The 12,144-nt window shown below is 42.8% G+C and carries 14 protein-coding genes; all 14 read left to right on the top strand.

What is annotated here, in order from left to right; genetic code table 11:
- Positions 1-35: 35 nt before the first annotated feature.
- The 14 genes from tagF (at position 36) to FTV34_RS05630 (ending at position 12,142) form a co-directional block, all read left to right on the top strand.
- Complete coding sequence (gene tagF, locus FTV34_RS05695; RefSeq protein WP_180069241.1) at positions 36-995, top strand: type VI secretion system-associated protein TagF; 960 nt, start codon at positions 36-38, stop codon at positions 993-995.
- A 1-nt stretch (position 996) separates the two neighbouring features.
- Entirely contained in the window at positions 997-1,764 is a 768-nt protein-coding gene (locus FTV34_RS05690; RefSeq protein ID WP_180069239.1) for an OmpA family protein, read from the top strand.
- Between the two features lie 403 nt (positions 1,765-2,167).
- Complete coding sequence (gene urtA, locus FTV34_RS05685; RefSeq protein WP_179992532.1) at positions 2,168-3,454, top strand: urea ABC transporter substrate-binding protein; 1,287 nt, start codon at positions 2,168-2,170, stop codon at positions 3,452-3,454.
- Positions 3,455-3,548: 94 nt separating this feature from the next.
- Positions 3,549-5,186 carry an urea ABC transporter permease subunit UrtB gene (gene urtB, locus FTV34_RS05680; protein ID WP_180069238.1) on the top strand — a complete coding sequence of 546 codons (1,638 nt, stop codon included), beginning with the start codon at positions 3,549-3,551 and terminating at the stop codon, positions 5,184-5,186.
- Positions 5,187-5,190: 4 nt separating this feature from the next.
- Positions 5,191-6,264, top strand: coding sequence for an urea ABC transporter permease subunit UrtC (gene urtC / locus FTV34_RS05675; RefSeq protein ID WP_034705328.1), 1,074 nt, complete (start codon positions 5,191-5,193; stop codon positions 6,262-6,264).
- Positions 6,261-7,079, top strand: coding sequence for an urea ABC transporter ATP-binding protein UrtD (urtD, locus tag FTV34_RS05670; protein WP_180069236.1), 819 nt, complete (start codon positions 6,261-6,263; stop codon positions 7,077-7,079). Before urtC ends, urtD begins: the two co-directional genes overlap by 4 nt.
- An 11-nt stretch (positions 7,080-7,090) precedes the next feature.
- Positions 7,091-7,789 (top strand): urea ABC transporter ATP-binding subunit UrtE, encoded by a 699-nt coding sequence (gene urtE / locus FTV34_RS05665; RefSeq protein WP_180069235.1) that lies wholly within the window; start codon positions 7,091-7,093, stop codon positions 7,787-7,789.
- A 237-nt stretch (positions 7,790-8,026) separates the two neighbouring features.
- Positions 8,027-8,509 carry an urease accessory protein UreE gene (gene ureE, locus FTV34_RS05660; protein ID WP_180018266.1) on the top strand — a complete coding sequence of 161 codons (483 nt, stop codon included), beginning with the start codon at positions 8,027-8,029 and terminating at the stop codon, positions 8,507-8,509.
- Positions 8,496-9,161, top strand: a complete 666-nt coding sequence (locus tag FTV34_RS05655) for an urease accessory protein UreF (RefSeq protein WP_180069233.1) — start codon at positions 8,496-8,498, stop codon at positions 9,159-9,161. Before ureE ends, FTV34_RS05655 begins: the two co-directional genes overlap by 14 nt.
- Before the next feature lie 81 nt (positions 9,162-9,242).
- A complete protein-coding gene (gene ureG, locus FTV34_RS05650) occupies positions 9,243-9,857 on the top strand; it encodes an urease accessory protein UreG (protein ID WP_004785864.1) in 615 nt (204 codons plus the stop codon).
- A 13-nt stretch (positions 9,858-9,870) separates the two neighbouring features.
- Positions 9,871-10,437, top strand: a complete 567-nt coding sequence (locus FTV34_RS05645; RefSeq protein ID WP_180069231.1) for a HupE/UreJ family protein — start codon at positions 9,871-9,873, stop codon at positions 10,435-10,437.
- 43 nt (positions 10,438-10,480) lie between these two features.
- Positions 10,481-11,356: an urease accessory protein UreD gene (locus FTV34_RS05640; RefSeq protein ID WP_180069229.1), complete on the top strand. Its 876-nt coding sequence runs from the start codon at positions 10,481-10,483 to the stop codon at positions 11,354-11,356.
- A gap of 162 nt (positions 11,357-11,518) precedes the next feature.
- Positions 11,519-11,821 carry an urease subunit gamma gene (gene ureA, locus FTV34_RS05635; RefSeq protein ID WP_004785859.1) on the top strand — a complete coding sequence of 101 codons (303 nt, stop codon included), beginning with the start codon at positions 11,519-11,521 and terminating at the stop codon, positions 11,819-11,821.
- Between the two features lie 9 nt (positions 11,822-11,830).
- The gene (locus tag FTV34_RS05630; protein WP_180069227.1) at positions 11,831-12,142 is read left to right on the top strand and encodes an urease subunit beta; all 312 of its coding nucleotides are present in this window, start codon (positions 11,831-11,833) and stop codon (positions 12,140-12,142) included.
- The last annotated feature ends 2 nt before the right edge of the window (positions 12,143-12,144 follow it).

Below are 12,144 nucleotides of genomic sequence, written 5' to 3'. Positions count from 1 at the left end.
CAATTTATGGGAGCAGAATTTTGAGGTGAGTGGCGATGTATAAATTATCGACCCAGCCTTTTTATTATGGAAAATGCCCAGCTCATGGTGACTTCTTAAAATCCCAAGGCCAGCATGGGCTGATTCAATCTATAGACCGTTGGATCAGTAAAGCGCTTGAATATGCGATGCGGTCTAACAATTTCAAGCAGCATTATACCAAATTGCCATCTTTAGATTTTTTCCTAGTCAATCTTCAGGTAGGTCAGTTTTTGGTGGCAAATCTGATCAGCAGTGAAGATTATTCAGGCCATCATTTTCCAATGGTTTTAGGACAAGTTATTGAAACACATCAGCTTTATGAAAACCTGATGTATTTAACTTACCGATTTAAACCGACGCTGATCGAGCTTTATCAGCGTAATCGGGTGATACGCTCGATTCAGAATCCGGATATTTTATTGGATAAATTAAGCAAATTAACCGATCAAAGTTCGGTATATAGTACTGAAGATGTTCAGCAATTTTATGATACGCAGACATTGAATTCGCTGTCTAGGCTTATGGGGGGTTCAGTATATGAACTGGTACAAACACTGATTGCACTCGGATTATTGCTGCAACCCATTATTCAGCAGGGTACAGCCCGTTTAAATAAAATTCTGATTTTACCTATTCATAACGTGCGCTATAGCTATGAAATCGCTGCATTTTGGATCAATCTGATCAGCCTGTTTATACAGAAACAGTCTAGTCATTTATTTATTGGGTTGTTGCATGCAGATCAACCGGTTTTATTATGTGGCTTCCAAGGTACTGACAGTACGGCTTTAGGCGATATTTTTAATCAAAATATGCAGAGTCAGCATTGGGTGTCCTTGGTGCACACGGCTTGGATTGATCCTTATTTAGAACAAAATGCAGGACTAGCAGTGTTAGAACAAATACTGAATCAACAACGGATGAGCCTGACTAATATTATCCAAATTTTTAAACAAACATTTATTGAAGAATAAGATGAAAAAAAAGAACTATATTGACCCAATAAAAATACTAATAGGTGTCTTAGGGCTAAGTACAAGCTTTATGATTTTTGCTCAACCGATTTTGATTGAAGGGGCAGTGCCAAATGAAAAAATAAAGGCTGAGATTTTGGCTAAAGCTTATAGCATCTATGGACAGCAAAATGTGGTGGATCAGATTCAGGTTCGCCAGGTTACAACACCGAGTAACTGGATAAATACAGTAACGAAAGTGATTAATGATGATCTTAAAAAGGTGAAACAGGGCAATTTAACGGTAAACGGAACAGAGATTAAGCTGACAGGAAAATTGTCCAATCCTGAAGATATACAAACAACTCAAGTTAGATTTCAAAGTTTGACACCAGTAAATTTTCGCTTAAATACCCAGCTTTCATTGAATCAGGCAGAACAGCAAATCATTGATGCTGCATTAAAAAATCGTATTATTGAATTTGAATCTGGTAGTGCAATTTTAGCCGCCTCAGGGGTGCAGATTTTAGATGAGATGGCAGTTGTATTGAAACGTGTGCGTGGAAAAAAGGTCAAGATTTTAGGGCATACAGACAGTTCTGGAGATGCTGATAAAAATATCATCTTGAGTCAGCAACGTGCAGATGCGGTTAAAACTTATCTAATTCATAAGAATATTCCGGCAGAATCTTTAAGCACTGAAGGCCTTGGTTCGAATAAACCAGTTGCTGATAACACAACTGTGGAAGGTCGCAAGAAAAATCGTAGGATCGAATTTGAGGTGCTTTAATAAGGAGAGCGAGTAGTCAAAAAATTTAAAAATATGAACGGATTTTTAGAATAAGCTAAAAAGTTATGCTTAAAAAAGAAACAATATAGAGTTTTAAAATTTAGAAAAGAACTCAAGGTTAGAAAATGCATCATAAATAAGCATTATTGAAATTTAAGTTTGAAAAGCCTGCGCTATTTTGATGTGTTTTTAGGCTAATTAATTGATTTTTCGCCTCAGGATTTATTTTCTATTTTTGGGCAACATGTATTTATTGGTGCAAAATTTAATCTCTATTTTTATTCGAAGTAGATAATCATAATGAAATTCAGTGGTTTAAAATCGTAAACTAAAAGTGGCACAGTATTTGAATAGCTTCTCTTAAATTTTCTAAAAAAGCCTAACTAGGGTTGGAGAGAAGTACATGAAAGTCGAACAAAAAAAGTTTTCTAAAAATTTAATTGTTGCTGCAATGTTGGGGACACTAACTTTAACAGGTTGTTCAAAGTCGCCTGAAGATAAAACGGCCGCTACCTCTGAGCCGAAAGCAGCTGCAACTAGTGGGGAAACGATTAAAGTTGGTATTTTACATTCTTTATCTGGCACGATGGCCATTTCTGAAACTTCATTAAAAGACACCGCATTGATGGCGATTAATGAAATCAATGCCAATGGGGGTGTTTTAGGTAAAAAGCTTGAACCGGTTATCGTTGATCCAGCATCTGACTGGCCACTATTTGCTGAAAAAGCACGTCAGCTTATCACTCAAGATAAAGTTGCGGTCATCTTTGGTTGCTGGACTTCAGTATCACGTAAATCAGTATTGCCAGTGGTTGAAGAGTTAAACGGCTTATTGTTTTATCCAGTCCAATACGAAGGTCAGGAACAGTCTAAAAATATTTTCTATACCGGTGCTGCACCTAACCAGCAAGCGATTCCGGCTGTTGAATATTTGATGAGTGAAGAAGGCGGTAAAGCAGAACGCTTTGTCTTATTAGGTACAGACTATGTTTACCCACGTACGACTAACAAAATTCTCCGTGCTTTCCTGAAATCTAAAGGCGTCGCTGATGCTGACATCATGGAAGAGTACACACCATTTGGTCATAGTAATTATCAAACCATTGTCGGCAATGTGAAAAAATTTGCTGCAGGCAAAAAGACTGCGGTGATCTCAACCATCAACGGCGATTCAAACGTACCGTTCTATCGTGAATTGGGTAACCAGGGCATTAAAGCTTCTGATATTCCAGTTATGGCATTCTCTGTAGGTGAAGAAGAGCTTCGTGGTATTGATACAAAACCATTGGTTGGTCATTTAGCGGCATGGAACTACTTCATGTCCGTGAAAAATCCGAAAAATACTGAATTCAGCGGCAAGATGAAACAGTATGCCGTGGAATACAAATTGCCTAATGCAGACAAGTTTGTGACCAATGACCCGATGGAAGCGACTTATGTGGGTATCAATATGTGGAAACAGGCGGTAGAAAAAGCCGGTTCTACTGAGGTGGATAAAGTTCGTGAAGCGATGGCAGGTCAGACCTTTGATGCACCATCTGGCTATCAGTTACAAATGGATGCTAACAACCATCATTTACATAAACCAGTGATGATTGGTCAGATCCGTGGTGATGGTCAGTTTGACGTGGTTTATAAGACTCCGAAAACCATCGCTGCTGAGCCATGGAGCCCATACATTCCTAAATAATTTCCTCCAAAGCCTGCTGCTCCGGCAGTAGGCCTTTCTGGTTTTTCATCTCCCGGACGGGACAGCGTTAAATATATAAATAGGGAGGGCACTCATGTCCACTCGCCTAAATCTCGCGGCCATTTTTTTAATTTTGAGTCAGTGTTTGTGTCTCAATATGGTGCATGCGGAAACTCAATCTAGCGAAACAACCGTATCGCAATCATCTCAACAGTCACTTGATGCTATTCAGCAGTTTGTTCGTGGGGACTTTGCCACTCGTCGTGCTTTATTAAACCAGTGGCCTGCCAGTGTTGAACAACTTGATCAGCTGGCAGAGTTTGTTGAAAAAGATCAGCTTTATACTGACAGTTCAGGCAATACTTATATTCTGGAAGCAGAAGACAAACTGGTTAGCTATCCTGACGGAAAAACCGTGGAAACCTGGCCATCTGATTTATCGCAAATTACGCTGGTAAATACCTTAAATAAAGCACTGACCTTTGGTTTAGCAAAAAAGAAATTAAATTCAGAAGAAGCCTCTCAGCGACTTGAGGCGATTGATATTCTGGAAAATAACTTGTCCGAACTTGATGCTAAAGCCATCAATCAGATGTATTTAAATGAAAAAAACAATACGGTTAAATCACGTTTTGCCCAGTTAAAAGCACGTCTGGATTATCAATCTGAAAATGTCCTGACCAAAATAGAAGCGGCAAAAGTTTTAAAAGATTCCAACAGACCAGACGTTCTTGCACTGGTTCAAAATGAACTGGCTCAGCCAAATCTACATCCTGATTTAAAAGCAGCGCTGGTCGATGCCAGAAGTAGTATCAAAACCCGAATTCAGGCCAGTGAATGGGCTGGACATGTATTTTCCGGTTTAAGTACTGCCAGTATTTTATTGCTTGCGGCTTTAGGATTAGCCATTACATATGGCTTGCTTGGTGTCATTAATATGGCGCATGGCGAGCTGATCATGATCGGGGCGTATACCACTTATGTAGTGCAAAGTTTCTTTAAATCGCATTTTAGTGGTTTGGTAGATTGGTATCTGATCGCAGCGATTCCTGCGGCATTTATTGTCAGTGCAGCGATTGGCATGCTGATCGAACGTACCGTGATTCGTCCTTTATATGGCCGTCAACTGGAAACCTTATTGGCAACCTTTGGGGTGAGCCTGATCCTGATGCAAGTGGTGCGGATGATCTTTGGGGCACAAAATGTCGAAGTTTCTAACATTTCATGGCTTTCAGGCGGGATCTCGATTACTCCAAGCCTGATGCTGCCTTATAACCGTATTGCAATTATTGTCTTTACTGTAGCTGTCTTGCTGCTACTTGTTTATCTACTGAATAAAACCCGTTTTGGTTTATTTGTCCGTGCCGTAACGCAAAACCGTCAAATGGCTCGTGCTGTCGGTATCCGATCCAGCCGGATTGACATGATGGCATTTGGTCTGGGTTCAGGTCTTGCCGGTCTTGCCGGCTGTGCCTTGGCTCAAGTGGGTAATGTTGGGCCAGATTTGGGCCAGAACTACATTATCGATGCTTTCCTTGTGGTTGTTGTCGGTGGTGTTGGTCAAGTATGGGGTGCAGTTCTTGCCGCTTTGGGACTAGGTGTCAGTGGAACCGTACTGGAAATTGGTATGGGTGCAGTATTGGCGAAAATTATTCTCTTGGTTCTTGTGATTTTGTTTATTCAGAAACGCCCACAAGGTTTGTTTGCCATTAAAGGACGCTTTATGGAGTAAGCCTATGAAAATCACATCATTACTTTCAGATAAACCTTATAGCGCACTCGCAATTGCGATCTGTTTTGTTATTTTACTGGCCTTGCCATGGTTACATTTATTGCCAGCGGATTCGAGCCTGCATCTGTCTGCTTATTGGGTCACTTTGATCGGCAAGATCATGTGCCTGGCGTTGGTGGCTTTAGCACTTGATCTGGTCTGGGGCTATGCCGGTATTTTAAGTTTAGGTCATGGCCTGTACTTTGCCTTGGGTGGTTATGCCTTTGGGATGTATCTAATGCGTCAATCAGCAGGTGATGGTTTGCCTGACTTTATGCGTTTTCTGAGCTGGACTGAATTACCCTGGTTTTGGGTGGGGACTAATCATTTCTGGTGGGCCATGATACTTGTGGTCTTGGTACCAGGACTAATTGCCTTTATTTTCGGCTTCTTTGCTTTCCGCTCAAAAATCAAAGGCGTTTACTTCTCGATTATTACTCAGGCGATGACTTTTGCGGCAGCACTTTTATTCTTCCGCAATGAAACAGGCTTTGGCGGGAATAACGGTTTTACCGGTTTCAAAACCATTTTAGGCATGGACATCACATCAGCACCAATGCGTGCCAGCCTATGTTTTATCACGGCTCTGGTGTTATTGCTGTGCTTTGTTGGTCTACGCCATTTAATGAATAAACCTTATGGTCGTGTGCTTGGCGCGATTCGTGATAGTGAAAACCGTCTGCAATATTTAGGTTACCGCACCTTATGGTACAAGCTTTCAGCCTGGGTATTATCTGCTGTGATTGCAGGTATCGCTGGTGCACTGTATGTACCACAAGCCGGGATTATTAATCCGAGCGAAATGAATCCGGTGAACTCGATTGAAATGGCAGTCTGGGTAGCGGCTGGCGGTCGCGGTACCTTGATCGGTCCGATCCTGGGTGCAGGCTTAATTAATGCAGTTAAAACTTACTTTACTGTCGCTTATCCAGAAGCCTGGTTATTAATTCTGGGGGCATTATTTATTGTGGTCACCATCTTCCTGCCTAAAGGCGTGATTGGATTATTTGACCGTTTTAAAAAGGAGCGTAGCGAATGAGTGAAATTTTACAACCTCATGGCGGCCATGCTTCTGAAGGCTATGGCCGACCAAAAGAGCAAGGGCCAGATTTTAGCCATGGGATCGTACTTTATCTGGAAAAAGTCAGTGTCTGGTTTGATGCTTTCCGTGCCTTAAATGATTTATCGCTGTATATCGAAGAAGGTGAATTGCGCTGCATCATTGGGCCAAACGGCGCGGGTAAAACCACGCTGATGGATGTCATTACCGGGAAAACCCGGCCGACTGAAGGTTCTGCATTTTTTGGCCAAACCTATAATCTGGCGAAAATGAGTACTGAAGAAATTGCGGAAGCGGGGATTGGACGTAAATTCCAGAAGCCGACGGTGTTTGAAAATTTTACCGTGATGGAAAATCTGCTCTTGGCTGCACCTAAGGATAAACGTGTTAAAAAAAGCTTTTTCAGCAAGCTCGATCCGGATGCACAAAATGCCTTGGATGAATCCTTACAGCAAATCCGCTTGCAGGAATTTATTCACAAACCTGCAGGGCTTTTATCGCACGGTCAGAAGCAATGGCTGGAAATTGGCATGCTGCTGATGCAACGTCCAAAACTCATTTTACTGGATGAGCCAGTGGCAGGGATGACCGATGCCGAAACCGAACGGACTGCTGAACTGTGTCTGGAACTGAAAAAGAATCATACGCTGGTGGTCATCGAACACGATATGAGCTTCATCGATACCATTAGTGAAAAAGTAACGGTGCTGGCACAAGGGGCGATTCTGGCTGAGAGCACATTGGCAGAAGTACAGGCCAATGAAGAGGTCATTGAAAAGTATCTTGGACGTTAAGGGGCTGACTGATGCTAGAAGTTAAAGATGTAAATCAGTTTTATGGCGGTAGTCACATTTTACGTGATGTGTCTTTCAATGCGCCTGTCGGTGAGTGCTCAGTGGTTCTGGGTCGTAACGGCGTTGGTAAAACGACGCTACTTAAATGTTTGATGGGGATATTGCCCATAAAATCAGGTCAGATACTGTTAGATGGCAAAGATATTGCCAAACTGAGTCCTGAACAGCGGGTTCGGACAGGTTTGGCTTATGTGCCGCAGGGTCGGGATATCTTTTCGACTTTAACCGTTGAAGAAAATATTCTGATTGGCATGGCGAAATTTAAGGGAGCCAAAACCCGTAAAGTACCCGAACATCTCTATGAGATTTTCCCCGTATTAGAGGAAATGAAGTATCGACGCGGCGGTGACTTATCCGGTGGCCAGCAGCAGCAGCTTGCCATTGCTCGTGCATTGGCTTCTGAACCACGTGTGCTCATTTTGGATGAACCGACTGAGGGGATTCAGCCATCTATCATTAAAGATATTGGTCGGGTAATTCGTAAGTTGGCTGATGGCGGTGAAATGGCAATTGTTCTGGTAGAACAGTTCTATGACTTTGCTGAAGAACTGGCAGATGGTTATACCGTCATGGCACGTGGACAAGTGATTGCTCAAGGTATTGGAAGCGAAATGCCAGAAAAAGGTATTCGGGATCTGGTGGCGATTTAATTTTACTATCCTATTTTGAACCCAACTTCATTTAAAACCGTCATTAAAAAGTGGCGGTTTTTTAATGCGTGCTATTTATTCATGAGATAAATACGGATTATCTATTTAATATTAGAACATCTGATAAACCAAGTTGGCACGATAACTGCTTTATTTTGATGCAAATTTTAAATGCTAAAAATTATTTGGTTTCAATTTGGAACAAATACAGGATTTATCAGCATCAGTAGGGTAGTTATGAAAATTTATACGCAACGTTTGGAAAACATTGCACCAGAAAGTGATTTTGAGTCTCTTGAACTCACATTCGATACACGACAAAAGAGCCGTTTTCGTGCAACTTTAAAAAATGGTGTCGATATTGGTGCAGATTTACCACGTACAGGAATTTTGCGTAGTGGTTCTTTTATAGCAACTGAACAGGGCGACATTCTTCGGGTCGATGCGAAGCCTGAAAAATTGATTCAGGTGACTACGGACAATAGCTTTGACTTATTAAAAGCAGCCTATCACCTGGGGAATCGTCATGTTCCTCTCATGTTAACACCTACTGCATTGTACTTTGAACCGGATCATGTACTGGCTGAAATGGTGCAAGGCTTAGGTCTTGAAGTTCAGGAAGTCATGCACCCATTTGAACCTGAAAGTGGTGCTTATGCACAGCATCAACATGATCACCGTTTAAGCCCAATCAAGGCTTTACATCATGTCCATCACTAATGCGTCTCAACTGCTCAGCTTGCTGACTTTATCTTCAACGGCATTGCCGATTGGAGCGTACTGCTATTCACAAGGGGTGGAAAGTGCGATTGAAAAAGGCATGGTACATGATGAAGCCTCCTGTGTGAGCTACTTCCAGGAAGTACTGGAAATGCTGCTGGTGCGTTTTGAGCTTCCAGTACTCAAGCGTCTGGTGGAGTCTTTTGATAATCCTGAACAGTTTCAATATTGGGCAGAACTGTATCGGGCCAGCCGAGAATCCAAAGAATTACTGGCTGAATCTCAACAGTTGGCATTTTCCTTGAATGCATGGATTAGAGATGTTTTAAAACAGCCCCCGAGCGTAAAAAAGCAATTAGGGTTTGTGCCGGTGTATGCACATTTATGTGGTGAGCTGGGTTTAGATCTTGCCGATGTATTAACTGCTTATAGCTTTACGGTTTTGGAAAATCAGGTGCTGGCAGCAGTAAAAACCATTCCACTCGGGCAAATGAGCGGGCAGCGGATTATTTGGCAATTACATCAGGAAATTCCTGAAGCTGTACAGGCTGCATTAGCTTTGAACGATTATGAAATCAGCAGCGCATTACCGCAATATGCCATGTTGAGCATGTCGCATGAAACCCAGTATTCACGCTTATTTCGGTCGTAATCTTCAGACCAGAGCAGCAGTAAAAAGATTGAAAAGCATCATTAAAACTGGTGCCAAGAAATTGTAAAAAAGGAAATCAACATGTCAGAACGTAGTCCATTACGCGTTGGAATTGGTGGTCCGGTTGGATCAGGTAAAACGGCTTTAACCCTGAATTTATGTCTTGCACTGCGTGAAAAATACAATATGGCAGTGGTGACCAATGACATCTACACCAAAGAAGACTCGAACTTTTTAACCCGTCATGAAGCGATGTCGCCAGACCGTATTGTCGGTGTAGAAACAGGTGGTTGCCCACATACTGCGATTCGTGAAGATGCGTCCATTAACCTAGCTGCGATTGATGATTTGTGTGAAAAGTTTGATGGGCTGGAGCTGATCATTATTGAAAGTGGTGGCGATAACCTTGCGGCAACCTTTAGTCCTGAATTGTCCGATCTAACTCTCTATGTGATCGATGTTGCCGGTGGCGAGAAGATTCCACGTAAAGGTGGTCCGGGAATTACCAAGTCGGATCTGCTGATTATCAATAAAACAGATTTAGCACCAATGGTGGGTGCCAGCCTGGAGGTGATGGATCAGGATGCGAAGCGCATGCGTGGCGATAAACCATTTTTATTTTCTAATATGAAAACACAAGATGGCTTGAACGAAATTATCAGCTTTATCGAAAAACAAGGTTTATTTAAGTCTTAAGGGGAAATTCATCATGCGTCTATTCAAACAGTTACTGGTTGCAAGCGTGGCAGCTTTACCGATGTTGGCATTTGCTCACGCGGGACATGACCATCACAGTGGATTCTGGTCTGGCTTTGTCCATCCTTTTACCGGTTTAGATCACCTGATGATGGCAATTGCTTTTGGTGTATTGATGTGGACTACAAATCAGCGCTGGAAAATCACGGGTCTCATCGGTCTGGCAGTAGCGATGGTTGCAGGCTTTGTGCTCGGTAGCAAGGGTCTGCTTTCAACTTCACTGGCTGAGTCAGGCATCATCGCTTCACTGGTCATTTTAGCTGTTGCGCTGTGGACTAAATCGAATAAGGTTTTGCCTGTCGCTGCAATCTTATTGGCCAGCTTCCACGGCGTGGCGCATGGAAGTGAATTGGGACAAGGTGGACATGTATCGCTATTAATTGTCGGTATGGTTTCAGCAATGGCTTTGATTTATGGTGCAGGCTTGGCTCTGGGTGCATTCGTGAAAAAATATGTGCCTTATGGCAAGCAGATCGTTGGTGGTTTAGCTGCAGTTGTTGCTGTCATTGGCTTGGCTTAATGCTTCGTTAATTATTCGCAGATGAAATTGAGTTGATTTGTTGATGCACGAACTGGCAGAAAAAAGCACACAGCAGAACTTATGGTATGCACGTCTGGAAATGGGATTTCAGGCGCAGCAACAGACTGCGCGAACCATTTTGCAACATCGCAAGCATCATGGACCGGTACGCATCCAGAAAATGTTATGGCCAGAAGCCAATGGGATTTGCCATGCCATTATCGTGCATCCGCCAGCAGGGATCGCCGGTGGAGATCATCTCACTTTTGATATGCAGGTGGATGCCAATGCCCATGCCTTGGTGACTACACCGGGTGCGGGTAAATGGTACAGAACCAATGGCAAGCAGGCTTTTCAGCACATTCATATCCGTTTAAATGACAATGCCATTTTTGAATGGCTACCTCAAGAAACTATGCTATTTGATGGGGCTAATGCCAGTTCCGAAACAATCGTCCACTTAGATGCAGCAGCCAGTTTTATTGGTTGGGATATGTTGGTGATCGGCCGTCAGGCACGAGATGAGCAGTTTGCACAGGGAGCTTATCAAAACCGGTTTCAGCTTTGGCGCAAAGACAAATTGCTGGTTGCAGACACCTTGAATTTTAAGGGCAATGACCGCTGGCTCAGTTCATGTCTAGGTATGAATGGACATGCGGTGATGGGTAGCTTCTGGGCTGTACCGCCTGAAAAATATCGCGCGAGTTTTTATCTGGAACAGCATCTCGATTTAATTCGTGAGCTTATTATGCGGATGGATGTACCGATTACCTTGACTTTGCTTGGCGATGTAATTAGTGCACGTTTTCTGGGAGATGATGTCCGTCAATGCCATGATGGTTTTGCTGCAATTCGCGCTCGATTAAGACGTTACTGGTTCGGTCTGGATGAGGCATTTCCGAGGATTTGGCGGACGTAATCCTTTAATTCCCTCTCCTTATAGGAGAGGGTTAGGGAGAGGTGATTAAACATTTATTAAAACCCTCCCTCTAACTCCCTCCCAAAGGGAGAGAGAACACCAAATATCGAATCTTGCACATATTTTGCTTAGAAATACATATATATCAATGAGGAACCAGTTATGGAACTCAACCCTACAGAAAAAGATAAACTGCTGATTTTTACTGCGGGTCTGGTGGCAGAGCGTCGTAAAGCTCGTGGTTTAAAACTGAATTATCCAGAAGCCATTGCCTATATTTCTGCGGCATTGCTTGAAGGTGCGCGTGATGGCATGACGGTCAGTGAATTAATGCATTACGGTACGACCTTATTGACACGTGATGATGTCATGGAAGGCATTCCGGAAATGATTGCAGAAGTGCAAGTCGAGGCAACCTTTCCAGATGGATCAAAGCTGGTCACTGTCCATCAACCGATCGTATAGGAGCAGCATATGATTCCAGGGGAAATTTTTACACCTGAGAGCGATATTGAAATGAATGTCGGTCGGGAAATCTTGAAAGTGACTGTTGCTAATATTGGTGATCGACCGATTCAGGTCGGATCACACTTTCACTTTGCTGAAGCCAATGATGCCTTGCAATTTGATCGTGAGCTGGCCAAAGGCTTTCGCTTAAATATTGCTGCTGGTACGGCGATTCGTTTTGAGCCAGGGCAAAAACGTGATGTGGAATTGGTTGCACTAGCAGGTAAACGTGAGGTTTACGGTTTCGCCGGGCGAATCATGCGCAAGCTCGATTCATAAAA

Source organism: Acinetobacter sp. YH16038, assembly GCF_013417275.1.
Classification (GTDB): Bacteria; Pseudomonadota; Gammaproteobacteria; order Pseudomonadales; family Moraxellaceae; genus Acinetobacter.
This window is presented reverse-complemented; position numbering and strand designations above follow the sequence as displayed.

Coding starts and splice junctions, on each gene's coding strand:
- tagF (WP_180069241.1), top strand. CDS start 36: ATGTATAAATTATCGACCCAGCCTTTTTATTATGGAAAATGCCCAGCT.
- FTV34_RS05690 (WP_180069239.1), top strand. CDS start 997: ATGAAAAAAAAGAACTATATTGACCCAATAAAAATACTAATAGGTGTC.
- urtA (WP_179992532.1), top strand. CDS start 2,168: ATGAAAGTCGAACAAAAAAAGTTTTCTAAAAATTTAATTGTTGCTGCA.
- urtB (WP_180069238.1), top strand. CDS start 3,549: ATGTCCACTCGCCTAAATCTCGCGGCCATTTTTTTAATTTTGAGTCAG.
- urtC (WP_034705328.1), top strand. CDS start 5,191: ATGAAAATCACATCATTACTTTCAGATAAACCTTATAGCGCACTCGCA.
- urtD (WP_180069236.1), top strand. CDS start 6,261: ATGAGTGAAATTTTACAACCTCATGGCGGCCATGCTTCTGAAGGCTAT.
- urtE (WP_180069235.1), top strand. CDS start 7,091: ATGCTAGAAGTTAAAGATGTAAATCAGTTTTATGGCGGTAGTCACATT.
- ureE (WP_180018266.1), top strand. CDS start 8,027: ATGAAAATTTATACGCAACGTTTGGAAAACATTGCACCAGAAAGTGAT.
- FTV34_RS05655 (WP_180069233.1), top strand. CDS start 8,496: ATGTCCATCACTAATGCGTCTCAACTGCTCAGCTTGCTGACTTTATCT.
- ureG (WP_004785864.1), top strand. CDS start 9,243: ATGTCAGAACGTAGTCCATTACGCGTTGGAATTGGTGGTCCGGTTGGA.
- FTV34_RS05645 (WP_180069231.1), top strand. CDS start 9,871: ATGCGTCTATTCAAACAGTTACTGGTTGCAAGCGTGGCAGCTTTACCG.
- FTV34_RS05640 (WP_180069229.1), top strand. CDS start 10,481: ATGCACGAACTGGCAGAAAAAAGCACACAGCAGAACTTATGGTATGCA.
- ureA (WP_004785859.1), top strand. CDS start 11,519: ATGGAACTCAACCCTACAGAAAAAGATAAACTGCTGATTTTTACTGCG.
- FTV34_RS05630 (WP_180069227.1), top strand. CDS start 11,831: ATGATTCCAGGGGAAATTTTTACACCTGAGAGCGATATTGAAATGAAT.